Origin of the sequence: Novosphingobium sp. TH158, from assembly GCF_002855555.1 — a bacterium.
Lineage (GTDB): Bacteria > Pseudomonadota > Alphaproteobacteria > Sphingomonadales > Sphingomonadaceae > Novosphingobium.
Window position 1 is genome coordinate 630,083 of sequence record NZ_PKRT01000001.1, and the last position, 24,695, is coordinate 654,777.

The following is a 24,695-nucleotide window of genomic DNA, read 5'->3' on the forward strand; positions in this document are numbered from 1 at the left end:
CGCTGCGGGCGCGATTGGCTAGCGAATTGGCCATGGGAATGCGGCCAGTTTCAGTATCGGGAATCGATCGTTCGCTATCGGGCAAGGCCTGGCGCTGGCGGGCGGGCAACATGGACCTGGGCAACGGCGCGCTCGGCGACGATCTCGTCGCGCAATTGCTGCTCGCCCGCGGGGTGGAGCGCGATGACCTTGATCGCCACCGCAACCCCAGCCTGCGTGGTTTCCTGCCCGATCCTTCCATCTTCCGCGACATGGACCAGGCCGCCGCCCGGCTGGCCCGGGCCGTGGTTTCGGGAGAGACGGTCACCATCTACGGGGACTACGATGTGGACGGGGCGACCAGTGCGGCCCTGCTGATCCGCCTGCTGCGCGAACTGGGCGTCGAGGCGCGCTACTACATCCCCGATCGCCTGCTGGAAGGCTATGGCCCCTCGGGCGAGGCGCTGGTGAGGATCGCCGGCGACGGTTCCAGCCTGATCGTCACCGTCGACTGCGGGGCCATGGCTCACGAAGCGCTCGGCATGGCGCGCCAGGCGCAGGTCGACGTCGTGGTGGTCGATCACCACAAGTGTTCGCACGAACTGCCCCCTGCTCTCGCCCTGGTGAACCCGAACCGGCTTGACGAGGCAGACGATGCTGCGGCGCATGGCCACCTTGCCGCAGTCGGCGTGGCCTTCCTTCTGGCCGTCGCCACGGTGCGCGAACTGCGCGGGCACGGCTGGTTCGCCAACCGCAAGGAGCCGGACCTGTTCGCCCTGCTCGATCTCGTGGCGCTGGGCACCGTGGCCGATGTCGCTGCGATCCGGGGGCTGAACCGCGCCTTCGTGGCGCAGGGGCTCAAGGTCATGGCGCGGCGGGAAAACATCGGCATGGCCGCGCTGATCGATGCCAGCCGGCTATCGCGCGCTCCAACCTGCAGCGACCTTGGCTTTGCTCTCGGCCCGCGAGTGAATGCCGGCGGGCGTGTCGGCGAATCGACGCTGGGCGTGCGGCTGCTGACAAGTCAGGATCCGGAAGAGGCGCGCGCCATCGCCGCCCAGCTCTCCGCCCTCAACGAGGAACGCCGCGCGATCGAGGCGGCCGTTCAGGAAGCCGCCGAAGCCCAGCTCGAAAGGCAGCATAACCGGGCAGTGATCGTCCTCGCCGGAGCCGGATGGCACCCCGGCGTGATCGGCATTGTCGCCGGGCGGATCAAGGAGAAGACCGGCAAGCCGACGCTGGTCATCGCCCTCGATGCCGACGAGGCGGGGCATGGCAAGGGCTCGGGCCGTTCCATCGCCGGGGTAGACCTGGGCGCTGCGATCATTGCCGCGCGCGAGGCAGGCCTGCTGGTTGCCGGTGGCGGCCATGCCATGGCGGCCGGGCTGACAGTGCTGCCGGAAAAGCTCTCCGCCCTCGCCGACTGGCTGGACGAGCGACTGGGCAACGATGTCCTCGCCGCCATGGCGAGGCAGAGCCTGCTGCTCGACCTCAGCCTCACCCCGCGCGGGCTGACCCCGCAGCTGGTCACCGAACTGGAAAGCGCAGGGCCGTTCGGCATGGGCTGGCCTGCCCCGCGAATCGCTGTCGGGCCGGTACACCTCATCAAGGCGGACATTGTCGGCACCGATCACGTGCGGATGGTGGCCGGCGGCAACGATGGCGCCAGCTTCAAGGCGATTGCTTTCCGGGCAGCCCAGAGCGAGCTCGGGCAGGCCCTCCTGCACGGCGCGCGGGGCAGAAAACTGTGGCTTGCGGGCCGTACGAAGATCGATGACTGGGCCAGCCGGCCCCAGGCTGAGCTGCATGTAGAGGACGCCGCCTGCGCTGATTAGAAAATTGCCGCAGTCAGGACTTGACCCCCGCCTGCTCTCCCCGTAAGTGCGCGGCCTCGCTTCGGCGCAAGCAGTGTGGCCCCTTCGTCTAGCGGTCAGGACGCGGCCCTTTCACGGCTGAAACACGGGTTCGATTCCCGTAGGGGTCACCAAGCTTGCGCCGAAGCCGGCCTTCTCCGGCCCCTTCGTCTAGCGGTCAGGACGCGGCCCTCTCACGGCTGAAACACGGGTTCGATTCCCGTAGGGGTCACCAGCCGTCTATCGCCGGATATTCCCGTTCACGAAATCCTTCGCCTCGCGGCGGCTCAACTCGTTCGACGAGTGGATGTGCTCGACATCGTCCAGATCGCGCGTGGCGATCAGCACTTCCGGTCCGACCGGATCGAAGAAGCGCACGCCGCAGCAATCGTGATTCGACCAGACGACCATGCCGAAGGCGTCGAAGCGATCCCACTGCACCACCACTTCCTTGCCCGGTTGCGGCGGCGTGCGGCAATCGAGCCGGGCGCCGAAGTAGGAAAGGTCGCGCAATTCCGCACCCAGCGTCTCGCGCGTGGTGATAAGCTTGGCGAGCAGCCGCACACGCAGGCGGCTGGTGCCGCGCTTGCCGAGTTGCTGCATCTTGTGATCAAGCCAAACGTCGCCCATGCGCGCGGCATGCCATCCTGCCTTGCAAGGATCGGTTTTGTCGTGGTTAAGCGATTTTCCGGATAAGGTTCAGGGCGTTCGCGCCGCCGCCTTGCGCTCGCGCAGCCGCTTGCGCGCTTCGGCAGCCGTGCAGCCGAACCAGCGGCGGGTTGCCCGCGAAAGCGCGGATTCGTCGCTGTAGCCCAGCCGTTCGGCAATCTGGGCCAGGTTCAGCTCGCCATTGCCGGCAAGGGCATCGAAGCGCCGCTGCAAGGCCTCGTCGAGCAGGCTGGAAAATCGCACGCCCTCATCCGCCAGCCGTCGCTCAAGCGTGCGGCGTGAAACGCCAAGGCCCGCGGCAATCTCCTCTCCGCCCAGCCGGGCCGCGCTCCAGTCATCCAGCAGGTTGCGCACGCGCGTGGTCCAGCTGGCCGGCTCCACCGCATAGGTGGTCTCCAGCGCGCTCACCAGGGCAGCGAAGGCGCGCGGCTCGGCAAGGACCGATCGCGACCACATGTGTTCGGTAGGAAAGCGGATCGCGTGCCGCTCCGCCTTCCAGGTCACCTTGCCGCCCATTACCCGCTCTGCCGCCGCCGGATCGATCGGTGCCGGCCCTTCGAAGGCATAGGCCAGATCGGCAAGCGCACGCGGATGGGCCACTTCGATGATGGTTCGGATGTTCAGGGCGAAGATCACCCCCATCATCTGCCATTCCGCGCGCGGAACGGCGGTCAGCCGATGGCAGGAGACGACAATCTCGCTGCCCTGCGTGGCGATCTCCCAGCGGGCGATGGGCCAGCGCACCGATCCCACCCGTTCCAGCGTATCGAGCGCCTGCCCAAGCGTGGGCGCCAGCCTCATCGCGCCTTCGAGGTGGCTGTGGACGTCAGGGCTCCAGAGCACCGGGAAATCGAAATACCAGCCCTCGCCCAGTTCCGCCCGGACATTGGCGCTGATCTGCCACAAGAGGTCAGCCCGCAGTTTGAATTCGGCGTCGAACAGTGCTTCCACGGTCATGCCGGTGCCGGAAAGGGCCTTGGCAATAATATCCGGTCGAGCCGCCAGATGCTGCACCATGCGCCGGAAATGCTGCATTGGCATTATCGTCACGCGTACTGCTCCGGAATTTACATTTGTTTGCGCATCTGTCGCAAATTGTCGCCCGGATGGCGGAGTTCGTCCTGTTATTGAACAGGCGGGACTGGCATTCAAGTAGGCGGAAGTCTGGCTTGGCCTACTGCCTCTGGCTGGGACAGGTTTCGGGTCGCAGTGGCGGAGATGGCCGGTTCGCCGGTGCACAAGTGCGTCTTCATGGCGGGCTTGCGTGGGTAGCAGCCATCTTCGCCACCACTCCCTTCAATGGAAATCCCGCGACTTCGGAATAACGCGCACGTCGCGCGGGTGCCTGCCGTGCACCGGCCTGGCAACGTGATCGGCCCGGTCCATCGCCGGGGCCAGCAGATCGTCCGACAGGCCATGCAGCGCAGCGGTCGCGTCGATCAGGCTGGTGACGATGACGTGGATGACGTCATCGTCGGCCTCCACCCTGCCCCGCACCTCCATCAGCCGCGCGCCCATGATGACCTTGCGGTACTTCTCCATCATGTCCGGCCAGATAACGAGGTTGGCGACGCCGCTTTCATCCTCGATGGTGATGAAGCAGACCCCCTTGGCAGAGCCCGGACGCTGGCGGATCAGCACGACCCCGGCCACCTGCACTGCCGAACGGAACTTGCGCCGGGCAAGGTCTGCGGCACGGACGAAGCCCCGCTCGGCCAGGCTGGCGCGCAGGAAGGCCAGCGGATGCGCCTTCAGCGACAGGCGCTGGGTCTGGTAATCGGCCACCACTTCCTCGCATAGCGGCATGGCCGGCAGGCGGGTCGGGCGAAGCTCGGCCCCTTCGTCGCGCGCCTGCATCGCGGCGAACAGCGGCAAGTCGGGCGCGGCGATCAGGCTGCGCGCATCCCACAGCGCCTGACGGCGGCCAAGCGTGAGCGAGGTGAAGCAGTCCGCCGCCGCAAGCCGCTCGATCAGGGCGGGTGAAAGCCCTGCCCGCTCCTGCAGTTCGCGCAGGTCGCGGAAGGGTCCGCCCGCCTCGCGCGCGGCAAGGATCCGCGCCGCTGCGGCTTCGGGGAACCCGTCGACCTGGCGCAGCCCCAGGCGCAGCGCGATTGCCCCGCCTGCTTCCTCCAGCGTGCAGTCCCACCCGCTGGCATTCACGTCCACCGGCAGCACCTGCACCCCGTGTTCGCGCGCATCGCGGACGATCTGGGCCGGGGCATAGAAGCCCATCGGCTGCGAATTGAGCAGGCCGCAGGCAAAGGCCGCCGGATAGTGGCATTTCAGCCAGGCCGAGACATAGACCAGCAGGGCAAAGCTGGCCGCGTGGCTTTCCGGGAAACCGTATTCGCCGAAGCCCTTGATCTGGTTGAAGCAGCGCGCGGCGAATTCGGGATCGTAGCCGCGCGCGATCATGCGGCCGACCATCATTTCCTCAAGCTCCGCCACCATGCCCCGGCTGCGGAAGGTCGCCATCGACTTGCGCAGGCGATTGGCCTCGGCACCGGAAAACTTCGCGGCATCCAGCGCGATCTTCATCGCCTGTTCCTGGAAGATCGGCACGCCCAGCGTGCGGCCGAGGATCGAGGTGAGTTCATCCGGCGGACCGAATGCCGGACCGGGAGCCGGAATTTCCACCTTTTCCGCGCCGCGCCGCCGCTTCAGGTAGGGATGGACCATGTCACCCTGGATCGGCCCGGGGCGGACAATGGCCACCTCGATGACAAGATCGTAGAAGCAGCGCGGGCGCAGACGCGGCAGCATGTTCATCTGCGCGCGGCTCTCCACCTGGAACACGCCGAGCGAATCCCCCCTGCACAGCATGTCGTAAACCGCAGGATCCTCGCGCGGGACCGTGGCCAGCGTCAGGTCCTGCCCGTGATGGCCGCGCAGCAGGTCAAGGCACTTGCGGATGCAGGTGAGCATCCCCAGCGCCAGAACATCGACCTTGAGGATGCCGAGCGCGTCGATATCGTCCTTGTCCCACTCGATGAAGCTGCGCTCGGGCATGGCGCCGTTGCCGATCGGCACGGTTTCGGTCAGCGGGCCCTGCGTCAGGATGAAACCGCCCACATGCTGGGAAAGGTGGCGCGGCATGCCGATCATCTGCTCGGTCAGGGCCAGCACCCGCCGCAGGTGCGGATCGTTGAGGTCCACCCCGGTTTCCGCCGCGACGTGATCCTCGTTCACCCGCCGGCCGTATCCACCCCATACCGTGCGGGCGAGCGCACCGGTAACGTCCTCGCTCAGCCCCATCGCCTTGCCCACTTCGCGGATCGCCATGCGCGGGCGGTAATGGATCACCGTGGCGCACAGGCCGGCGCGGTGGCGGCCATAGCGCTGGTAGATGTACTGGATCACCTCCTCGCGCCGCTCATGCTCGAAATCGACGTCGATGTCGGGCGGCTCGTTGCGATCCTCGGAAATGAAGCGGTCGAACAGCAGGGCATGGCGCGCCGGATCGACCGCGGTGATTTCCAGCACATAGCACACCGCCGAATTGGCCGCCGAGCCGCGCCCCTGGCAAAGGATCGGCGGATCCTGGGCACGCGCGAAATCGACGATGTCCTTGATCGTCAGGAAATAGCGGGCCAGGTCCAGCTTGCCGATCAGTGCCAGTTCGCGCTCCAGCGCGGTGCGCACATCTTCCGGCAGGCCGTGGGGATAGCGGTGCCCCGCGCCTTGCCATGTCAGCCGTTCAAGGTGCTGCTGCGGGGAAAAGCCATCGGGGCAGCTTTCCTCGGGATATTCGTAGCGCAGTTCGTCAAGGCTGAAGCGGCAGGCATCGGCCAGTTCGCGCGCCGCAGCAATGGCATGGGGCCAGCGCGCGAAAAGGCGGCACATCTCCTGCGGCGATTTCAGGTGCCGTTCGCCATTGGCCTCAAGCAGGTAGCCGGCCCGGGCCACGGTGGTCTTGTGGCGGATGGCCGTCATCACATCATGCAGCGGGCGACGATCGGGGGCGTGGTAAAGCACGTCGTTGGTCGCCAGGATCGACAGGCCGTGGGCACCGGCCAGCGCATCGAGCGTGGCGATACGGGCGGCATCGTTGCCGGCGTAAAGATAGCTGGCCGCAATATGGCGCAGGCCCGGCAGGCAGGCGCACAGGTGGGGGAGCAGCGTGGCGATCGGGGCGGTAAGCAGCGCGCCCTCCCGCGGCGAAGATGCCTGTGCAAAGGCGATGACATTGCCCGCCACTTCCACGGTCAGTTCCGTCGAAAGATCGCGCGGCGGCACCAGCACGAGGTGCAGGCCGGCCGAATGACCGGCCAGCATCGCCAGGGTAATCTGGCACACGCCCTTGTCCTGCCATTCGCCATCGGGCGTCGCCATGCGCCCGGCAGAGATCAGGCGGCACAGGCGGCCATAGGCCTTGCGATCCTGCGGATAGGCAAGGAAGACCAGCCCCTCCACCGTCTCGATCCGGCAGCCGATCACCGGGGTCAGGCCCAGCGCCTTTGCCTCGGTATGGATACGCACGACGCCGGCCATCGAATTGACATCGGCGATGCCCAGCGCATCGTAGCCCAGCGTACGGGCCGTGGTGACGAGGTCCACGGCATCGGAGGCTCCGCGCAGGAAGGAAAAGCAGCTCGCCAGCCCCAGCTCGACAAAGGGTGCGCGCGCAGGCGGCGGCAGGCCGGCAGGATCGGCACGGCGGCGTTCAGGCGTGAGCGGCGCTTCGGGCATCAGGCGCAAAGCCCCTGCAGGAACCATTCGGGAGCCCCGCCGCGCCCGTCTCCGGCAATACCGGAGCGATAGATCCAGTAACGGCGGCCCCGGTCGTCCTCGATGCGGTAATAGTCGCGCAGGCGCGCGCTGGAGCGTTCCCGCCACCATTCCGGCGCAATGCGCTCCGGCCCTTCGACACGGGCAATCTCGTGCAGGTTGCCGCGCCAGCGGAAACGGCGGGGCAGGCCATCGGGCGTGGCATAGAGCACGGCAATCGCCTCCGCCCGGTCAAACAGCATCAGCGGGCGGGCATGGAAGGCGAATTCGCCCTGGCTGGCAGGCTGCGGCCCCAGGGGTGCTTCCCAGCGCTGGGCACGCTCGGGGATGTGGCTGGCCTGGCTCACCGGCCGCCGCACCGCCTCTGCGCCAAGCCGCACGACAAGCCGGTCGATACAGGCGGCAAGGCTGGTGCCGTTGTTCTCGCTGGCGGCATCGAAATCGGCCTGCGACAGGGCCAGCGGTTCGCACCATGGCGCGCGCAGGCGGACCATCTCGATCCCGAAACCGGCTTCGACATCGTCAAGCCGCGCCGCGAACAGGCGCAGGATATGGGCCGCATCCCGGCTTGCCGAGGCGAGTTCCAGGCGTCGCACCAGCACTTCCCCATCGACGCGCCACAGCCCCGCCTCAAGCCGCCGCGCGCCCTGCCCGCGCCCTTCGAGCAGGCGGGCCATGTCTGCGGCCAGATCGGCCATCACCCGGTCCAGCAGGTCGCGGTGGCGGATCGGTTCCATCAGGCGGCGCTGGACCAGCGGCACGTCATGGGCGATCACCGGCAGCAGCGGCTCGGGCAGCCTGCCTTGCAACTGGTCCAGCCTGACCAGCGGGTTGGCCGCCGGGGCGTGCCGGTTGCGGAAACGCCGCGCCAGCGCCGCGCGCGCCACGCCGCCCAGCTCGCCCACCCGCTTGAGGCCAAGGCGGCGCAGCAGCAGCAGGACATCCGGATCGAGGCGGAGCGCGGCGACCGGCAGTTCGTCAAGGCTGTCGCCCGGCTGGAGCACTGCCCCGGCAGGCCCGAAATGGGCCATGGCCCAGGCCGCCCCGGCGGTAGGAGCGATCGCCGCGCGCGCAGCCAGCCCCCGGCCGTCGAGCCGCGCAGCAACATCGGCAAGCAAGGCCGCCTCTCCGCCGAACAGGTGCGATACGCCGGTCACGTCCACCACCAGCCCGTCAGGCGGATCGAGCGCGCTCCACGGCCCCCAGCGCTGCGCCCAGAGCGCCAGGCGTTCAAGGAAGGCCAGGTCGCCCGCCGGATCGGCAGGACTGGTCATCAGCGCAGGGCAGATCGCCCGGGCATCGGCCAGCAGGGCTTCGGGCCGCGCGCCGGCCTCCAGCGCCGCCGCGTTCACCGCCGCGATGCGCGGGCCGTGGGCGGTTTCGGCAATCAGGGCATGGGGAAGCGCATCGGGCCCTTCCCCCCGGCGGCAGGCCTCAGCCAGTCGCCAGCGATCGATCGCCAGGCTGGTGCACCAGATCGACAGGATGCGGCGGGCAGGCTTTGAGCGCTCCTCCTTCATGGCGCAGGATCCATTCTCCGGGGGGATGATTGCGCGCGCGGAACAGTTCGGCGTGCCATGCCGGCTCGCCGGGCGCGCGCGGGTTGCGTTGCGGCAGGGACGATCGCGCCGACTTCGCCTGCCAGCGCATCCGGGCCGAGCCAAGATCGCGCCCGGCCTGCGTGCGAATGAGCCACAGGGGAACCCCGTGCCGCTCCACCGCAAGGCTCAGCCGGCGCGAGGCGGTGAAATCGAGCGAGCGGGGATTGCCCGCGATCTCGCCGATGACGAAGGCCAGGTCGCGGCAGCGCAGGCCTTCCTCGATGGCGAAAAGCGCATCCTCGGGACTGGCGGCGCTGACATGGACCAGCCGGTGGCGCAGTTCGCGCGGCAGTCCCGGGCGATAGGGGCGGCCCGAAAGGCGGATCGCCGCCTTGTCCTGAACCCACAGCCAGCTTCGTTCATCGGGCGTGTCTGCTGCCGGATCACGCAGGGCATCGCGCAGGTGGTCCTGTGCGAAGGCCAGCGCCAGCGCCGCCCCCGCGCCATCGCCGGCGGGTGCGAAAACCTCGGCATGCAGGGCCGGCTGGCCAAGCCCGGGGCGCCACTGCGCCGCCTGGGCGGCGGAAAGGGAATGAAGGGCGGTCATGTCGAATCGTTCCTATGTTCTATTTATGTTCTCATCAGGCGCGATTCGCAATTCCTCCTTTCGTCCGCATGAAAAAAGGGCCGCCCCGGCAGGAGCGGCCCCAGTTTCAGGATGACGGTGCCTGTCAATCCACGCCGGGCATCGGCGGAACCGAAGTCGGCGGTGCGTCCGGATCGTCCTCATGCACTTCCACGACACCCCGGCCGACATGGCTGTGGTGGCGGCTGTAAAGGAAGTAGATCGCCAGCCCCAGAACGGCCCAGCCCAGGAACAGGGTCAGGGTGTAATGGTCGAGGCTGAAGAACAGGTAGAGACAGCCCACGATCGCCAACGGAGCCACCAGCATGACCGCCGGCGTGCGGAACGGACGATGCCGCGACGGATCGGTCCGGCGCAGAACGAGCACGGCAATGGCCACCATGGCAAAGGCGAACAGCGTGCCCGAGTTCGAAATGTCCGCCAGCGCGCCCACCGGGAACAGTGCGGCGAACAGGGCGACGAACACGCCGGTGATCATCGTGACCACGTGCGGCGTCTTATACTTCGGATGGATGCGCGAGAGCGCCTCGGGCAGCAGGCCGTCGCGGCTCATGACGAAGAAGATGCGGGTCTGGCCGAACATCATCATCAGCACGACCGAAGGCAGGGCCAGGCCGGCGGCAAGGCCGACAAGGTTGCCGATTTCCTTCCAGCCGATCTCGCGCAGGGTCCAGGCAAGCGCTTCCTTCGAGCAGACCACCGCATCGTTGGCGATGCTGGCGCAGGCCGCGGCCATGGCCGTGGCATCACCCGGGGCAATGCCCTTGCCATTGGCATCGAGCAGCGGCTGCGCGCCCACCGTGCCGATGACGCCAGAGGCGACCAGCAGGTAGAAGATCGTGCAGATGGCAAGGCTGCCGATCAGGCCGATCGGCATGTTGCGCTGCGGGTTCTTGGTCTCTTCCGCCGCGGTCGAAACCGCATCGAAGCCGACATAGGCGAAGAAGATCGACGCCGCCGCCGCCGAAATGCCGCCGAAGCCGAGCGGTGCGAACGGCTCGAAGTTCTCGGCATTCATCACCGGCACGGCCAGCACGACGAAAGCCGTCAGCGCGGTGATCTTCACCACCACCAGCACGGCGTTGACGAAGGCGCTTTCCTTGGTGCCGATGATCAGCAGCCAGGTAACCAGCAGGGCGATGACGAAAGCCGGCAGGTTGATATAGCCGCCCACCTCGATGGCCGAAGCCAGTTCAGGCGAAGGCGCCGCGCCGAAGGCCAGCTTGATGTGCGCGATCAGGGCATTGGCGTTGACCACTTCCTGCGGCAACCCGATCCCCAGGTATTCGCGCAAGAGCCCGACGAAATAGCCGGACCACCCCACCGAAACGGCCCCCGCCGCAACCGCATATTCCAGCACCAGCGCCCAGCCGACCATCCAGGCCAGCAGTTCGCCCATCACGGCATAGCTGTAGGTATAGGCGGAGCCGGAAACCGGCACCATCGAGGCCATTTCGGCATAGCACAGCGCGGCAACGGCACAGACGACGCCGGCAATCACAAAGCTGAGCATCATGCCCGGCCCGGCCTTCTGCGCGGCTTCGGCGGTCAGCACGAAGATACCCGTACCGATGATCGCGCCGACACCGAGCATGGTAAGCTGGAACGCCCCCAGCGAGCGGTGCAGCGATTTCTTTTCTGCCGTCGCCAGAATGGCGTCCAGCGGTTTAACTCGACCGAACATGCGGTTCTCCCCAAAGTCGTTGCCCGCGAAACTAGCGGCGCAGAGCCACTTGGCAAGCAGGAAACACGTGCATTCCCCAGCATGGTTGCCCGCTGGTGCCGGGCACAAGATCCTGTCCTACAGGCGGGAATTGTGGCTATGGTCCCTCATGCCCCCTCGCCCGGCCCGCTTGCCCAGGTTCAAGACCCCCGCAAAACCGGAAGCCTGTGGCCCGATCGGCGGCATTTTTTATTTTCTTCCGCCGGTTTCACCGCCCGATCAGCGCGAAACTCCCGGAATTCCGAGCCTCCTGCAGGTTCACGCGAGGTTTACACCGTGTCAACTGTGTCAACCTCAAGCCCTGATCCGGCCAGCCTCCCGGTGCTGGCGCTCCGCCGCATTCGCGCCTAAAAGGACCGTCATGTCATCGACTTTCCAGCTCGACACCGCGACCAGTCGCGCCAATCCAACCCCCGCGCCGATGAAGCGCCTGACTGTTCCCGCGCTGCGCAAGCGCAAGGTGGACGGGGTCACGGCCGAGCCCATCGTGGTGCTGACCGCCTATACCGCGCGGCAGGCGCAGCTGCTCGATGCCCATTGCGACATGCTGCTGGTTGGCGACAGCCTGGGACAGGTGATCTACGGCCTGCCCTCCAGCGTCCCGGTGACGCTGGACATGATGGCGGCGCACGGCGCGGCAGTGGTGCGCGGATCGTACCATTCGGTGGTTATCGTCGATATGCCCTTCGGCTCCTACGAAGCCTCGCCCCGGCAGGCTTTCGAAAGCGCATCGCGGCTGCTCAAGGAAACGGGCTGCGCGGGCGTGAAGCTGGAAGGCGGAGAGGCGATGGCGCCGACGGTCGAATTCCTGGTCCAGCGCGGCATTCCGGTGGTCGGCCATGTCGGCCTGACACCGCAGGCAGTCAACGTGCTGGGCGGCTACAACGCGCGCGGGCGCAGCGAGGCGGAAGCGAAGAAGATCGTCGCCGATGCCCGGGCCCTCGATCGCGCCGGAGCCTTCGCCGTGGTCGTCGAAGGGGTGGTCGAACCCATCGCCATCGAGGTCACTCGCGCAATCTCCTGCCCCACCATCGGCATCGGCGCATCGGCACAATGCGACGGCCAGGTGCTCGTCACCGATGACATGCTGGGCATGTTCGAAAGGGTCCCGCGCTTCGTGAAGCGCTACGAGGAAATTGCCGGGACCATATCGGCCGCAGCAGAACGTTATGCCGGCGAAGTTCGTGCACGGAACTTTCCGGGGGTTGAGCAAACCTACCAGCCGAAGTAGTCCGCCGCGTCCAACTCCAACACCAGAGGCCCGCCTTGCTCCGTTTCTACAAGGGATCCATCCTTTTCACCCTCGTCTGCCTCGGGCTCGGCGCATGGTATGGCTGGGAACTGCACGGCACGATGAGCGGCATGCTCGGGCTGCTGTGGATCGTCTTCGTCCTGTCGATCCTCGAAATCTCGCTGTCCTTCGACAACGCCGTGGTCAACGCCACCGTGCTGCAAGAGATGGACGAGGTATGGCAGCGCCGCTTCCTCACCTGGGGCATGGTCATCGCCGTGTTCGGCATGCGCATCGTCTTTCCGCTGGCCATCGTGGCGATTGCTGCCGGACTGGGGCCGGTCGATGCGGTGCAGCTCTCGCTCAACGATCCCAAGCGCTATGAGGAAATCGTCTCCAGCGCGCACGTCGGCATCGCCGGATTTGGCGGCGCCTTCCTCGCCATGGTCGGCCTCACCTTCTTCTTCGATTCCGACAAGGAAGTGCACTGGATCCACTGGCTGGAAAGCCGCCTCAGCCGCTTTTCCAGCATCAAGGCGCTGGAAATCGCGCTGCTGCTGATCGTGTTCTACCTGATCTCGCTGCTGCTCGACGATGCCGAGGCGCTGACCTTCATGGTCGCCGGCACGATGGGGCTGGTCAGCTTCATCGCCGTGGAAGCGATCGGCACGATCATGGAAATGCGCGAGGAAGCGCACCGGGCCGCAGGGGCAGTCGTCCGTTCGGGCCTTGGCGGGTTCCTCTATCTCAACGTGCTCGACGCCTCGTTCAGCTTCGACGGCGTGATCGGCGCCTTCGCCCTGTCCAACAACATGATCGTGATCGCGCTGGGCCTCAGCATCGGTGCCATGTTCGTGCGTTCGATGACGATCATGCTTGTCCAGAAGGGCACGCTGGCGGAATACCGCTATCTTGAACACGGTGCCTTCTGGGCCATCATCGCGCTGGGCGGGATCATGCTCGCTTCGGCCCGGTTCCATATTCCCGAAGCCATCACCGGTCTGATCGGTGCCGCGCTGATCGGGCTGTCACTGTGGTGGTCGGTCCGGCACAACCGCAAGGAGCATCAGGCCGCCGCCTGATCAGGGGCGAGCGGCCCGGCGGCTGAGCGCTTCAGCCAGTTCGGGCTCCTGCTTGCGCGCCTTGAGCGCAAGGGCCAGGGCCTGTGACGCGACCGGGCTCGACGGCTGGAGCGAAAGCGCCTCGCGCGCAACCTTCTCTGCCGCCGCGCCATCGCCAAGCCGCAGCAGCGCATAGCTGAGGTCTGCCAGCAGCCGGACATCGCGGGCACCGTTGCCGCTGCGCAGGTTGTCCAGCAGCAGGCGCGCCTTGCCCCAGTCCCCGGTCGACGCCGCGTAGTCGGCCGCGAAGCGGATAGCGGTCGGGCTCTGGGGATGGGTCGAGAGATAGGCTGCAACCATCTGCGCGCCAAGCTCGCGCTGGCCCGCTCGCGTGGCGGAAAGGACCATGCGGATCAGCAGGGGCCCATCGCTGCGCACCCGCGCCGCTTCGGCATAGCGCTCTGCGGCCAAGGGCCAGTTGCCGGCAGCGAAGTAGGCATCGCCGGCCAGCGCATCGGCAGAGGCCATGCCCGGCCAGTCACCGCGCAGGCGTTCGGCCAGGCCAATGCCTTCCGGTGCCGCGCCGCCGTGCAGGGCCATACGGATGCGCGAAGCCGCGATATCGGCGGCACCCCCTTTGGCTGCGCCGATGTCGAACGCCGGCGCCAGGCCGCCATTGCCGACCGCCGCTGCGCGATCGAGCAGCGGAGCTGCCGCGGTCCGATCGCCAAGGTCTTCATAGGCGCGGGCCACCAGGGTCAGCAGATAGGGCGAGGCCGAGGGATGCCCTGCCCGCGCAGCGAACCGCTCGATCACCTGCTTCTGCTGCCCGGCCTCGTAAAGCGACCGCGCCAGCAGCTCCTGCGCCACCTCGTTCTGCGGCTGGATCTCGACAAGCCGCCGGAAGGACTCAATGGCGAGGTTGGCATTGCCGCTCTGAAGATCGATCACGCCCGACAGCAGCAGCGCCGAGGGCATGGCGGCTATCCCCTTGCCCAGCCGGTTCAGCTTGGCCCTGGCCAATGACATGTTGCCAGCCCGCGCGGCGAGCACCGCCTGAAGGTAATGCGCGCGCGGCTCTGCCACGCCAAGGTCCAGCATCTTGCGGGTTACCGCCAGCATCTGGCGATAGCGGCCCAGCTCACCCAGCGTCGCGGCGAAATCGCCCAGGATGACGCCATCGTTGGGGGCCTTGAGCAAGGCGGCCTCGAACCATTGCAGGGCGGGCTCCGGGCCAAACTGCTCGCGGATCGCCAATGCCCGGAAGCCCAGCCCGCGAACGCTGCCGGGATCTGCGGCAAGCGCCCGATCTGCTGCCGCGATGCCGTCAGCCTGGTTGCCCATGCGATAGCGCAGCTGGGCAATGTCGATCCAGACATCGGCATTGCCGCCATCGAGGGTGAGAGCCTTGTCCAGCACGCCTGCCGCATCGGCAAGCTTGCCCTCGGCCATGTCGAGCCGCGCCAGCACGCGCAGGCCCTGCACGGCATCGCCGGCGGCGAACTGTCCCGGGCCAAGCCACTCGCGCGCCTTGTCCCTCCGGCCCTGAAGCAACATGGCCTCACCCATGCCTACGGCCAGCCTTTGCCGGTCCGCACCCTGCGACTGGGCTTCCTTCAACGCGATCTCCGCAGCGATCCCGTCGCCCCGCGCCAGTGCCCCGCGCGCCTTGGCGAGCGCCGCATCGGCGTTCGATCCACCAGCAGCCCCGGGTGCCGCAAGGACGAGCGCCACTGCCGCGGCAATGCCGCCCACCAGCCCCACCCTGCCGCGCTGGCTAGGCCTGCAGGTCATACTGCTTGAGCAGGTCATACAAGGTCGGCCGGCTGATCCCCAGCAGCTTGGCGGTGCTGGAGATGTTGCCCTCGCTTCGGGCAAGGGCATGGCGGATCATCTTGCGGTCGCTGAGCTCGCGCGCGGACTTGAGGTTAAGCGCGCTCACCTCGTCGCCGGAGCCCGGAAGGTCCAGGTCGGCAGCGCCAACCAGCTTGCCATCGGCCATGATCACCGCGCGCTTCACCCGGTTCTCAAGCTCACGGACATTGCCCGGCCAGGCCCAGCTGTCGATCGCCGCCAGCGCATCGGGGGCAAAGCCCTTGACCTGCGGGTTCATCTCGCGGGCGAAGCGCGTCAGGAAGGCCTTGGCCAGCAGGGTCGGATCACCGGGCCGGTCGGCAAGGCTGGGGATCTTCACGACGATCTCGGCCAGGCGGTAGTAGAGGTCCTCGCGGAAGCGCCCATCGGCGATCATCGCCTCGAGGTTCTGGTGCGTGGCACAGACAATGCGCGTGTTGACCGGGATCGAGGTGCGCCCGCCGATCCGTTCGATCACCCGCTCTTGCAGGAAGCGCAGCAGCTTCACCTGCAGGGGCAGCGGAATGTCACCCACCTCGTCAAGGAACAGGGTGCCGCCATCGGCCATCTCGATCTTGCCCTCGGTGGTCTTGACCGCGCCGGTAAACGCGCCCTTCTCATGTCCGAACAGCTCGCTCTCAAGCAGGTTCTCCGGGATCGCGGCGCAGTTGATCGCCACGAATGCGCCCTTCGCGCGGTCGCTTGCCTCGTGCAGGCCTCGGGCGAGCAGCTCCTTGCCTGTTCCGCTTGCCCCCAGCAGCATGACCGAGACATTGGTGTTGGCTACACGCTCTATCGTGCGCGCCACACGGACCATCTCCGGGGCGGCTGTGAGCATCCGGCCAAGCACCTTGTGTTCATCCCCCGCGCTGGCGGCGAGCCTGCGGTTCTCCGCCTCGATCTGGAACAGCTGCCAGGCGCGCCGAACGATCAGACCGATCGAATCGATGTCGAGCGGCTTCTGGTAAAAGTCATAGGCTCCGCGAGCGATCGCCTGCAGCGCCGATTCCCGAGCGCCATGCCCGCTGGCGACGATCACCTTGGTATCGGGCTTGATCGCCATGATCTCGTCCAGCACGGCAAAGCCTTCGCTGGTTCCGTCCGGATCGGGCGGCAACCCCAGGTCAAGCGTCACGACCGGCGGCTCCTCGGCCCGCAAGGCCGCCAGTGCCGAGGCCCGGTCCCCGGCAATGATCACGTCGAAATCGGGATAGGCCCACTTCAGCTGGGCCTGCAGCCCCGCATCATCCTCGACGATCAGCAACTTGGGTTTCTCTTCGGGCATTCAGGCGACTTTCCGGTTGGTCGTTTGCAGGTTGGACAAGTGATCCGCTGTCGTGGCGAGCGGCAGGTGGATGATGAAACGGGTTCCCAGCCCTTCGCGGCTCTCGACATCAAGGCGGCCCTTGGCTGCACGAACAAGGTCGCGCGCTTCGCAGGCGCCGATGCCGAAGCCGTCCGGCTTGGATGAAGCGAACGGCTTGAACAGGCGGCTGCGGACGAATTCGGGGCTCATGCCCACGCCGGAATCGACAATCTCGATCCGCACGCCCAGGCCGTCGCAGGTCTGGTCGATGAATACCGGCGTTCCCTGCTGGCTGGCATCGACCGCATTCTGCACAAGGTGGATCAGCGCCTGCTCCAGCGCCTCGCGACTGGCCGCGATCTCGCCTCCCTGCCGCTGCACAATGGTAACGGGATGGCGGCCATCGAACTGTGCGACCACATGATTGACCAGCTCGGCGACGTTGAACCGGTCAACCCGCTCGGGCGCGCCGGTGCCGTAACGCGAAAGGCGCGCGATCAGACCGGTCAGCTTGTCGGTGGAGCTGCGCAGGGTGACGAGCATGTCCGCCCGGAAATCGGGGTTGTCGGCATGAAGCTCGGCATTGCGGGCCAGCAGTCCGAACTGGCTCGCCAGGTTCTTGATGTCATGCATGACAAAGGCGATGCGCCGGTTGAACTCGTCAAACCGTGCCGCCTCGACCAGCGCGTCCTGGCTGGCATGCTCGGCAAGGGTGGTGGCAAGGTGCTGGCCGACGACGCGCAGCAGGTCGAAGTCTTCCCAGTCGAGCGAACGACGGTGCGGCGGACGGGCGAGGACGACAACGCCGACAAGCCTGCCATAGTGCAGCAATGGCACCAGTGCCCAGGCCTGATCTGCGCTGTGCAGCCAATCGGGGATGGCACCTGCTTCGCCCTGATGGTCGTCTCCCGCGCGGACTGCATCAAGCTCGACGATGAAGCCGGTGCGCTCAAGAAAGTGCGCGCCCTCTGCCGGCATGGCGACGGCGGGAACCTCTATCGCCGGCCACTGCCAGCGGCTGGACAGGACGAGATCGCCCCCTTCGTCCGGCACCAGCAGCAGGCCGGCCTCGCTGTCGGTGATCTGGGAAAGGGCCTGCACGGCGCGCTGTTCGAGCGGCGGCGCATTCTCGCCGCTGCGCCCGATGGTTCCGGCAAATCGTAGCCACTCGGAACGGTAGTCATAGCGGTGGCGGAAGAAATGCTTGGTCAGTGTCACCTTCAGCCAACCGCGCAGGCGCTTGGACGGCACCAGCATGAGCGCCAGCGTTGAGGCGGCGATGAACAGGCCGAACTGCAGAAGGCTGGCATAGGCGGGACCGACGAGGTGGACCAGCTCCGAGCCCACCAGCATCATGCCGAGATAGCCGGCAATCCCGATCAGTGCCGCAGACTGGAAGGCGATCGTGCGCGATGGGCTGAAGTGCAACTCGTCGCGGCGCTTGGCCAATGCCGGCAGCAGCAGCAGGGCTCCCGCCGCCAGCGCCAGCCCGCGCAATGCGCCGAGTGCATGCGGCCAGTCACCGCTGAGCCAGGCGACGGTGTAGAGGTTGAGGTCGTAGATCCACAGGATCGCCAGCCCGGCCGCCGGCCAGCGCAGGGCAAGCCGCGCCTGTTTTGATGCGCCGCTATAGAGGTTGTGGAGCAGCACCAGACCGCCAATGGTGAAGATCAGCCGGAAGCTGACCATGATTTCGAACACCTGCGGCTGAGAAAAAAGCCCGCGCAGGGGCCGATGCAGCGCCACCAGCAGCGCGCCCTCGATCAGCTCCACCGCCGCAAGCACGGCCACCACGGGCCGCACCTGCTTGATCAGCAGGTCGCGACCGTCGACAGCGAACAGCTTCCAGACGACGTAAAGCCAGGCAAGGTTGCGCAGTGTTTCGGCGAAATAGGTGCCCGCGCTTTCCGTCCCGGTCGCCCCTGCCGTAATCGCCCAGGAAACGCTGAGCGCCAGGGCAATCACCGTCGCAAGCCCTGCTGGCCCCAGCTTGTGCCGCCGGGGCATCAGCCAGAACGCCATGCCGGCCGAGGCGCAGGCCCCGGCCAGATGCGTCATCGCCGCAAGGACAGACCAGCCCGCCACCGCGCGCTCAGCGAGCCCCTTCGTGCCACAGCACGACACGCAGGGTCTGCAGCAGGATCAGCAGGTCGAGGAACGGCGTATAGTTCTTGGCGTAATAGAGATCGTATTCGAGCTTGTGCCGCGAATCCTCGAGGTTTGCGCCATAGGGATAATTGATCTGCGCCCAACCGGTGATACCCGGCTTCACCATGTGCCGTTCGGCATAATAGGGCAGCTTTTCCTCAAGGTCGGAGACGAATTCGGGCCGTTCGGGACGCGGACCGACGAAGCTCATCTCGCCCTTCAGCACGCTCCAGGTCTGGGGCAGTTCGTCGATCCGGACCTTGCGGATGAAGCGACCGACGCGGGTGACGCGCGGGTCGTTTTGCTGCGCGAACTGGGCGCCGTTGACCTCGGCATCGGTCCGCATCGAGCGCAGCTTGATGAGATCGAAGTGCTGACCGTACAGCCCCACGCGGGTCTGGCGGAAGAAGGCCGGCCCCTTGCTGTCCAGCTTCACGATGATGGCAAACAACGCAATGATCGGCGCCGTGAGCACCAGCAGCAGGGTGCTGGCAGCGATATCGAACACGCGTTTTGCCGCGCTGGAGACGGCGCGGCCAGAGGAGAACCCGTCCGAAAAGATCAGCCAGCTGGGGTTGACCGTGTCGAGATCGACGCGGCCCGTCTCGCGCTCGATGAAGCTGGAGAAGTCATTGACGTGAACGCCGGCGGTTTTCATCCGCAGCAGGTCTTGTAGCGGCAGCGAATTGCGCCGTTCTTCCAGCGCCAGCACCACCTCGCTGACGCCAAGATTTTCAACAAAGCGCTTGAGGTTGTGGATGGCGCTGCGGTTGATCGCTTCCTCGACCGTGTGCGGGCCGTCGCTCATGCCGATGTAGCCGACAATGACAAAGCCCGATTCCGGCCGTTCCCCCAGCTTGCGCAGCCGGTCTGCCCGGTTGCCGGCCCCCAGCACGAGCACGCGGCGGCGAAAGGCCGATGCGCCAAGGAAACCGCCGATAACCAAGCGGTTCGCGATAAGGAAAACGATCGCCAGCGCCATTGCGTAGGCAAGGACCGAGCGCCAGAAATGCGCGCCGCCGCTTATCCAGTCGACGAACGACAAGGCGATCACGCCGAGCGAGATGGCCACCAGCAGCCGCGCCGTGGCATAGCGCATGGAGCGCAGGCTCTCTGCGCCGAATACGCCGACGGAGATCATCACCGTGATCATCACCCCGGCAAAGGCCGCGAGAAGTCCGGCGCGATCAGCGGTGGAGCCGATGTCGATGCCGATCTGGTCGGCACGCAGCCGCCAGGCGAGTTCTCCCGCCAGCCCCAGCAGGCCAAGGTCGAACAACCCCAGCAACAGCACGGCGTGCGGAATGTAATGCTTGAACAAGCGGATCATTCCACCCGGATAGCGCCAAGGGGTAAAATGTCGGTAAAGCTGACAGTGACCGCGGCCGGGCAAATCGCTGGATTTTCGTCACTTCGCGTGGGGCGCCGGTGAAGATTGTCGGAAGTCCTTACATCGCGGCGAATTGGTGAATCACCACGCTAAACCCTCTCTTAACCATGTTGCGCGGCCAAGGCTTAACCTCGCGCAGCTAATGCGGGGGTCCATGAAGGAGCTGCTCGAATCGATTCCGGTGCCGCCCAAGATGTACCGCCATTTCGCGGTCATCACGGTCGTCATCACCGCCTGCATTGCGGTCTTCGCCGATGGCGAGCGCCGCGAGGCGATTGGTGCGGAATTGAAAGCCGAACAGCAGCAGGCAGCCCTTCGGCAGGCCGAGGCCGATACCCTCGGCCCTCGCAAGATCCATCTCGAACCCAGCCCCAAAGCCAGCACGGGCAGCGGTTTTGGCACTGAGGGGCCAGTGGATCCCGGCGGCGAAAACCTCGGCGCTCCGGAACCGATGCCCACAAGAGGCACGGCGACACGGATCAATCCCTACGCCGCATCCAGTATGCCGCCGGGCTTCGTGCCGGGTGCGCGCAAGCTTCCCGGCCCCAGCGTCGGCCCGGCCTGGAAACGGCCGGTTCAGCAGCCGACTGCGGCAGACCTCGAAAAGATCCGCCGCGCGGGCGAGGAACGCGGCGGAGCGGCAACCCCCGCCAACCAGTAAGCCGGCCAGAAGGTCAAAAGCACTCGCGAGCGAGGTAAGACCGCGCGTCGGCACCGATCAGCGCCGCGTGGCCATAGTTCGGGTGATCGATCACCACCATCGCCTGCCCTTCCCCGCTTTTCCAGGCAGCAATGGCCGACGGCGTGAAATCGAAATGGAGGAAGTGCACTGCACTTGCCTTGCCATCGCTTTCGCGGGTGCGCTCGACATCGCCTTCTGGGCGGGCACGGATCGTCTCGCCGCCTACCTGCAGAGCAATGTGATCTTCGACGCCGCCGATGGTGCGGAGGAAGGCGTCGCGCTTCACCGGGTCTGCGACCTCGAAAAGCAGGGTAGCGGTCAATTCGCTGCCCTTGGGGACCATCGGATCATAAGCGGCGATCTCGTCGGGGACCTGTGCTTCGCCTCCCTTTTCGATGCGCAGCATTTCCTGGATCTGCAGCCACATCGAATCCCAGGTTTCGAACATGATCGTCGCGTTCGGACCCACCGCGAGCCGGGTCAGCTTCTTGCGAAGGATCGCTTCCTGCCGCTTGTCGGCGCGGATCGTTTCGTACTGGTCTAGCGGCATGATGTCTGCCGCGGTGATGGAGCGGTTCTCACGTGACATATGCTTACAATCCATAGGCTTTGGCCATCACCTCGATGGGGTGGCCGATACGGTCGGGGGGAGTCTGGCCGTTTGCTTCGATCACCTGGCGCAGGTGCGGTCCGGCAAGCGGGCATTCGCTGACAATGATGTCCGGATCGCCTTTTACCAGATTGCGGGCGGCGGGCTTGCCCACCTTGACCGCGGTATCGAAGTTCTCGGCGAAAATGCCCCACTTGCCACCATGGCCGGAACAACGCTCGGTCAGGGCCGGCGTGGCTCCGGGGATCAGCTTGAGCATCTCCATCGCCTTCGGCCCCATGTTCTGGGCGCGGGCGTGGCAGGCGAAATGGACGGCGATAGACGCGGGCATTTCCTCGATCGGGGCAAGCCCCGTCTCCTTGGAAAGGGCGACGATATATTCGCTGACGTCGAAGGTGTGACGCGAAAGCGTCTTCACGTTCTCGTTCTCGGGCTCGATCAGCGGCCATTCGAACTTGAGCATCAGGGCGCAGGACGTGGTCAGCGGCACGACGTCCCAGCCATCCTCGACCATCGGGGCAAAGTGCGCCGAGATCCGCTGCGAGGCGTTGGAAACACCCTTCATGTCGCCGTTCTCGAACAGCGGCATGCCACAGCAGTCCGGATGCTCGATCCGCACCTTTACGCCGTTGTGCGCCAGCACCTTGACCAGGGCGAGACCCGGCGTGGCATCGTTGAATTCGTCATGACAGCCAGCATAGATCGCCACCTTCTTGCCGAAAGCGGGACCATCGGGATTGGGCGGCGGAACAACGGCCGGGGCCTGATTGGTCAGGCGGGTGTCGAGGAACGGCGGCACATGGGCGCGGCGGTCTATGCCGACGACGGCCTCCATGACCGGACGGGTCAGCGCATTGCCTTCCTTCGTCGCCCAGTTGGCGGCGCCGGCGACCATGGAGCCAAGCCGACCGTTGCGGCCCATCTTTGCCAGTTCGCGGTCGGCGAAGGAGGTGTTGCCCTTGCGATGCTCAACGGCGCGATGGCGGAGCATCAGGTGCGGGAAATCGAGATCGAAGCTGTGCGGCGGCACATAGGGGCACTTCGTCATGAAGCACATGTCGCACAGGGTGCAGGCATCAACGACCTTGGCGAGCTGTTCCTTCGAAAGGTCTTCGACCTCCTCGTTGGGGCTTTCATCAATGGCGTCGAACAGGATCGGGAAGCTGTCGCACAGATTGAAGCAGCGGCGGCAGCCGTGGCAGATGTCATAGACGCGGCGCAGCTCGGCTTCGAGCGCTTCCTCGTCGTACCAAGCCTCGCCCTGCCACGGAATGATGTGGCGAACGGGCGCTTCAAGACTGCCTTCCATTGAGACCTCCCGTCAGGAATTTGCCTGGTGCAGATAGAGTCCGGCCGGCAACCTTTCGGAAGCCGGCCGGAAACAGGGGATTAGCCGGCCAGTACGGCGTCCAGGGTCTTCTGGAACTTGCCAGCGTGGCTCTTCTCGGCCTTGGCGAGGGTTTCGAACCAATCGGCGATTTCGTCGAAGCCTTCGTCGCGGGCGGTCTTGGCCATGCCGGGGTACATGTCGGTGTATTCGTGCGTTTCGCCGGCGATCGATGCCTTCAGGTTGGCAACGGTGTCACCGATCGGTTCGCCGGTGGCTGGATCGCCGCATTCCTCGAGATATTCGAGGTGGCCGTGCGCGTGGCCGGTTTCGCCTTCCGCAGTCGAGCGGAACACGGCGGCGACGTCGTTGTGACCTTCGATGTCGGCCTTCTGTGCGAAGTACAGGTAACGGCGGTTTGCCTGGCTTTCACCGGCGAAAGCGGCCTTAAGGTTGGCCTCGGTCTGTGATCCCTTCAGTCCCATGTCAAAACTCCTCTCGGGTATTGGGTGAATCGAAATATCGGCACGTGTTTCCTGCTCGCTCGCAGGCAAGAAGGGAAAGCGAATTTTCCAAAAGCAATGATCGACGAAATCGATCAGAATTCTGCGAATAATTCGCAAATACGCTTTATTGCTTCTTGGGCAACAGCCTCATGCTGGCGGCAATCAGGGCCTCGGCTGCGGTGCCGATCACCTTGTCCGCCTCGGGTGCAAAGAACGGGCTGTGCGTTCCGGGCACGTTCGATCCTTCCGAGGCCAGCTTTTCCGCGGGGGTGCCGCCGACCCAGAAAATCATGCTCTTGATCCCGGCTGCATCGGCCCGGCCGAATTCACCGAAATCCTCGCCACCCATCGACGCGGGAACTTCACGCGCACGCGCGGGGCCAAAGCGGGACTGGAAGAACCCCAGCATGTCCTTGCTGAAATCCGGCGTATTGAAGGTGGAGCGAGTATAGGGCTCACGCACTTCGACCGTCGGCTTCAGGTCGGCTGGCAGGCCGGCAACGACCGCCTCACCCTCGGCAACGCGCTTGATGCCCGAAAGCAGGCGCGCGCGAACATCGTCCGCATAGCTGCGAACGGTTAGCTGCAGTTCGGCCTTGTCGGAAATGATGTTGTGCTTGGCGCCGGCATGGAAGCTGCCGACAGTGACCACCGCGGGAACGGACGGATCGTTTTCGCGGCTGACCAGCGTCTGCACCCGCGTGACGAAAGCGGAGGCCAGCACGATCGGGTCCTTGGTCTGGTGCGGGCGCGAACCGTGGCCGCCAATGCCCTTGAAGGTGATGTCCACGCTATCGACATTGGCCAAGGCATAGCCCGGAGTGACCCCGATCACGCCGCTCGGCAATTCATGCGTATCATGGAAAGCCAGCGTATACTGCGGCTTGGGGAAGCGGGTGTAGAGACCGTCTTCAAGCATCGCCCGGGCCCCGAGCCCCAGCTCCTCTGCGGGCTGTCCGACCATGACCAGCGTCCCCGACCAGTCCTTGCGATTGGCCGCCAGATAACGGGCGACGGCAATCCAGGCCGTCATGTGGGTATCGTGTCCGCAGGCGTGCATTACGCCGCTTTCGACACCGGCAGTCGAAACCCCGCGCACTTTCGACGCGTAAGGCAGGCCGGTCTGTTCGATGACCGGCAGGCCGTCCATATCGGCACGGATCAGCACGACCGGGCCGGGACCGTTCTTCATGACCGCGACGACCCCGGTTTTTCCGACGTTCTCGGTCACCTCGAAGCCTGCCTTGCGGGCGGCATCGGCCATGATCTTCGCCGAACGCTTCTCCTCGAAACTCAGTTCGGGATTGGCATGGAGATCGCGATAGATCGCCATCAGGCCGGGCATTTCGGCCTTGATGCTGTCGCTGATGGCGTCAGCCTGGGCGGGGATGGAGGAAAGCGCTGCGGCGCCGGCGAGCAGGGTTGCGATGAGCTTCATGGA

18 protein-coding genes and 2 tRNA genes are annotated in these 24,695 nt (G+C 65.9%); 6 read left to right on the forward strand and 14 right to left on the reverse strand.

The window, feature by feature from the left end; translation table 11 throughout:
- Positions 1-32: 32 nt before the first annotated feature.
- From recJ to C0V78_RS03230, 3 genes are all read left to right on the forward strand, one after another.
- The gene (gene recJ / locus C0V78_RS03220) at positions 33-1,814 is read left to right on the forward strand and encodes a single-stranded-DNA-specific exonuclease RecJ (protein WP_371514415.1); all 1,782 of its coding nucleotides are present in this window, start codon (positions 33-35) and stop codon (positions 1,812-1,814) included.
- A 77-nt stretch (positions 1,815-1,891) separates the two neighbouring features.
- Positions 1,892-1,966, forward strand: a tRNA-Glu gene (locus tag C0V78_RS03225).
- 26 nt (positions 1,967-1,992) lie between these two features.
- Positions 1,993-2,067, forward strand: a tRNA-Glu gene (locus tag C0V78_RS03230).
- A gap of 5 nt (positions 2,068-2,072) precedes the next feature.
- Here the strand turns inward: C0V78_RS03230 and C0V78_RS03235 are convergent.
- The 6 genes from C0V78_RS03235 to C0V78_RS03260 form a co-directional block, all read right to left on the reverse strand.
- Positions 2,073-2,462 carry a PilZ domain-containing protein gene (locus tag C0V78_RS03235; RefSeq protein ID WP_101796408.1) on the reverse strand — a complete coding sequence of 130 codons (390 nt, stop codon included), beginning with the start codon at positions 2,460-2,462 and terminating at the stop codon, positions 2,073-2,075.
- A 69-nt stretch (positions 2,463-2,531) separates the two neighbouring features.
- The gene (locus C0V78_RS03240) at positions 2,532-3,536 is read right to left on the reverse strand and encodes an AraC family transcriptional regulator (RefSeq protein WP_158241455.1); all 1,005 of its coding nucleotides are present in this window, start codon (positions 3,534-3,536) and stop codon (positions 2,532-2,534) included.
- 261 nt (positions 3,537-3,797) lie between these two features.
- Positions 3,798-7,190 (reverse strand): error-prone DNA polymerase, encoded by a 3,393-nt coding sequence (locus C0V78_RS03245; protein WP_101796410.1) that lies wholly within the window; start codon positions 7,188-7,190, stop codon positions 3,798-3,800.
- A complete protein-coding gene (locus tag C0V78_RS03250; RefSeq protein ID WP_101796411.1) occupies positions 7,190-8,749 on the reverse strand; it encodes a DUF6504 family protein in 1,560 nt (519 codons plus the stop codon). Before C0V78_RS03250 ends, C0V78_RS03245 begins: the two co-directional genes overlap by 1 nt.
- Complete coding sequence (locus tag C0V78_RS03255) at positions 8,664-9,377, reverse strand: hypothetical protein (protein ID WP_216822154.1); 714 nt, start codon at positions 9,375-9,377, stop codon at positions 8,664-8,666. The genes C0V78_RS03250 and C0V78_RS03255 overlap by 86 nt, the downstream gene beginning before the upstream one ends.
- Positions 9,378-9,501: 124 nt before the next feature.
- Positions 9,502-11,100: an amino acid permease gene (locus C0V78_RS03260; protein WP_101796412.1), complete on the reverse strand. Its 1,599-nt coding sequence runs from the start codon at positions 11,098-11,100 to the stop codon at positions 9,502-9,504.
- A 400-nt stretch (positions 11,101-11,500) separates the two neighbouring features.
- On the opposite strand from C0V78_RS03260, the gene panB reads away from it, so the two are divergent.
- Positions 11,501-12,370, forward strand: coding sequence for a 3-methyl-2-oxobutanoate hydroxymethyltransferase (gene panB / locus C0V78_RS03265; protein WP_101796413.1), 870 nt, complete (start codon positions 11,501-11,503; stop codon positions 12,368-12,370).
- Positions 12,371-12,405: 35 nt separating this feature from the next.
- Positions 12,406-13,452 carry a DUF475 domain-containing protein gene (locus C0V78_RS03270; RefSeq protein WP_101796414.1) on the forward strand — a complete coding sequence of 349 codons (1,047 nt, stop codon included), beginning with the start codon at positions 12,406-12,408 and terminating at the stop codon, positions 13,450-13,452.
- On the opposite strand, the gene C0V78_RS03275 is transcribed toward C0V78_RS03270, so the two are convergent.
- The 4 genes from C0V78_RS03275 to C0V78_RS03290 are packed head-to-tail and all read right to left on the reverse strand — an operon-like array spanning position 13,453 to position 20,069.
- Positions 13,453-15,225, reverse strand: a complete 1,773-nt coding sequence (locus tag C0V78_RS03275) for a tetratricopeptide repeat protein (RefSeq protein ID WP_158241456.1) — start codon at positions 15,223-15,225, stop codon at positions 13,453-13,455.
- Positions 15,209-16,570: a PEP-CTERM-box response regulator transcription factor gene (gene prsR / locus C0V78_RS03280; protein ID WP_101796416.1), complete on the reverse strand. Its 1,362-nt coding sequence runs from the start codon at positions 16,568-16,570 to the stop codon at positions 15,209-15,211. Before prsR ends, C0V78_RS03275 begins: the two co-directional genes overlap by 17 nt.
- Positions 16,571-18,676: an XrtA/PEP-CTERM system histidine kinase PrsK gene (prsK, locus tag C0V78_RS03285; protein ID WP_254049801.1), complete on the reverse strand. Its 2,106-nt coding sequence runs from the start codon at positions 18,674-18,676 to the stop codon at positions 16,571-16,573.
- 7 nt (positions 18,677-18,683) lie between these two features.
- Complete coding sequence (locus tag C0V78_RS03290) at positions 18,684-20,069, reverse strand: TIGR03013 family XrtA/PEP-CTERM system glycosyltransferase (protein ID WP_101796418.1); 1,386 nt, start codon at positions 20,067-20,069, stop codon at positions 18,684-18,686.
- Positions 20,070-20,283: 214 nt separating this feature from the next.
- Between C0V78_RS03290 and C0V78_RS03295 the strand changes: the two genes are divergently transcribed.
- Positions 20,284-20,790, forward strand: a complete 507-nt coding sequence (locus C0V78_RS03295; RefSeq protein WP_101796419.1) for a hypothetical protein — start codon at positions 20,284-20,286, stop codon at positions 20,788-20,790.
- A gap of 13 nt (positions 20,791-20,803) precedes the next feature.
- Here the strand turns inward: C0V78_RS03295 and C0V78_RS03300 are convergent, their stop codons facing one another.
- The 4 genes from C0V78_RS03300 to C0V78_RS03315 all read right to left on the reverse strand — a co-directional run bounded on the left by C0V78_RS03300 (position 20,804) and on the right by C0V78_RS03315 (position 24,692).
- On the reverse strand, positions 20,804-21,400 hold the full coding sequence (locus C0V78_RS03300; protein WP_158241457.1) for a DUF3501 family protein: 597 nt from the start codon (positions 21,398-21,400) through the stop codon (positions 20,804-20,806).
- Between the two features lie 4 nt (positions 21,401-21,404).
- On the reverse strand, positions 21,405-22,730 hold the full coding sequence (locus C0V78_RS03305) for a heterodisulfide reductase-related iron-sulfur binding cluster (protein WP_101796421.1): 1,326 nt from the start codon (positions 22,728-22,730) through the stop codon (positions 21,405-21,407).
- Positions 22,731-22,810: 80 nt separating this feature from the next.
- Positions 22,811-23,233 carry a rubrerythrin family protein gene (locus tag C0V78_RS03310; RefSeq protein ID WP_101796422.1) on the reverse strand — a complete coding sequence of 141 codons (423 nt, stop codon included), beginning with the start codon at positions 23,231-23,233 and terminating at the stop codon, positions 22,811-22,813.
- A 145-nt stretch (positions 23,234-23,378) separates the two neighbouring features.
- Positions 23,379-24,692: an amidohydrolase gene (locus tag C0V78_RS03315; RefSeq protein ID WP_101796423.1), complete on the reverse strand. Its 1,314-nt coding sequence runs from the start codon at positions 24,690-24,692 to the stop codon at positions 23,379-23,381.
- Between the last annotated feature and the right edge of the window lie 3 nt (positions 24,693-24,695).

Coding starts and splice junctions, on each gene's coding strand:
- recJ (WP_371514415.1), top strand. CDS start 33: ATGGGAATGCGGCCAGTTTCAGTATCGGGAATCGATCGTTCGCTATCG.
- C0V78_RS03235 (WP_101796408.1), bottom strand. CDS start 2,462: ATGGGCGACGTTTGGCTTGATCACAAGATGCAGCAACTCGGCAAGCGC.
- C0V78_RS03240 (WP_158241455.1), bottom strand. CDS start 3,536: ATGCAGCATTTCCGGCGCATGGTGCAGCATCTGGCGGCTCGACCGGAT.
- C0V78_RS03245 (WP_101796410.1), bottom strand. CDS start 7,190: ATGCCCGAAGCGCCGCTCACGCCTGAACGCCGCCGTGCCGATCCTGCC.
- C0V78_RS03250 (WP_101796411.1), bottom strand. CDS start 8,749: ATGAAGGAGGAGCGCTCAAAGCCTGCCCGCCGCATCCTGTCGATCTGG.
- C0V78_RS03255 (WP_216822154.1), bottom strand. CDS start 9,377: ATGACCGCCCTTCATTCCCTTTCCGCCGCCCAGGCGGCGCAGTGGCGC.
- C0V78_RS03260 (WP_101796412.1), bottom strand. CDS start 11,100: ATGTTCGGTCGAGTTAAACCGCTGGACGCCATTCTGGCGACGGCAGAA.
- panB (WP_101796413.1), top strand. CDS start 11,501: ATGTCATCGACTTTCCAGCTCGACACCGCGACCAGTCGCGCCAATCCA.
- C0V78_RS03275 (WP_158241456.1), bottom strand. CDS start 15,225: ATGACCTGCAGGCCTAGCCAGCGCGGCAGGGTGGGGCTGGTGGGCGGC.
- prsR (WP_101796416.1), bottom strand. CDS start 16,570: ATGCCCGAAGAGAAACCCAAGTTGCTGATCGTCGAGGATGATGCGGGG.
- C0V78_RS03290 (WP_101796418.1), bottom strand. CDS start 20,069: ATGATCCGCTTGTTCAAGCATTACATTCCGCACGCCGTGCTGTTGCTG.
- C0V78_RS03295 (WP_101796419.1), top strand. CDS start 20,284: ATGAAGGAGCTGCTCGAATCGATTCCGGTGCCGCCCAAGATGTACCGC.
- C0V78_RS03300 (WP_158241457.1), bottom strand. CDS start 21,400: ATGTCACGTGAGAACCGCTCCATCACCGCGGCAGACATCATGCCGCTA.
- C0V78_RS03305 (WP_101796421.1), bottom strand. CDS start 22,730: ATGGAAGGCAGTCTTGAAGCGCCCGTTCGCCACATCATTCCGTGGCAG.
- C0V78_RS03310 (WP_101796422.1), bottom strand. CDS start 23,233: ATGGGACTGAAGGGATCACAGACCGAGGCCAACCTTAAGGCCGCTTTC.
- C0V78_RS03315 (WP_101796423.1), bottom strand. CDS start 24,692: ATGAAGCTCATCGCAACCCTGCTCGCCGGCGCCGCAGCGCTTTCCTCC.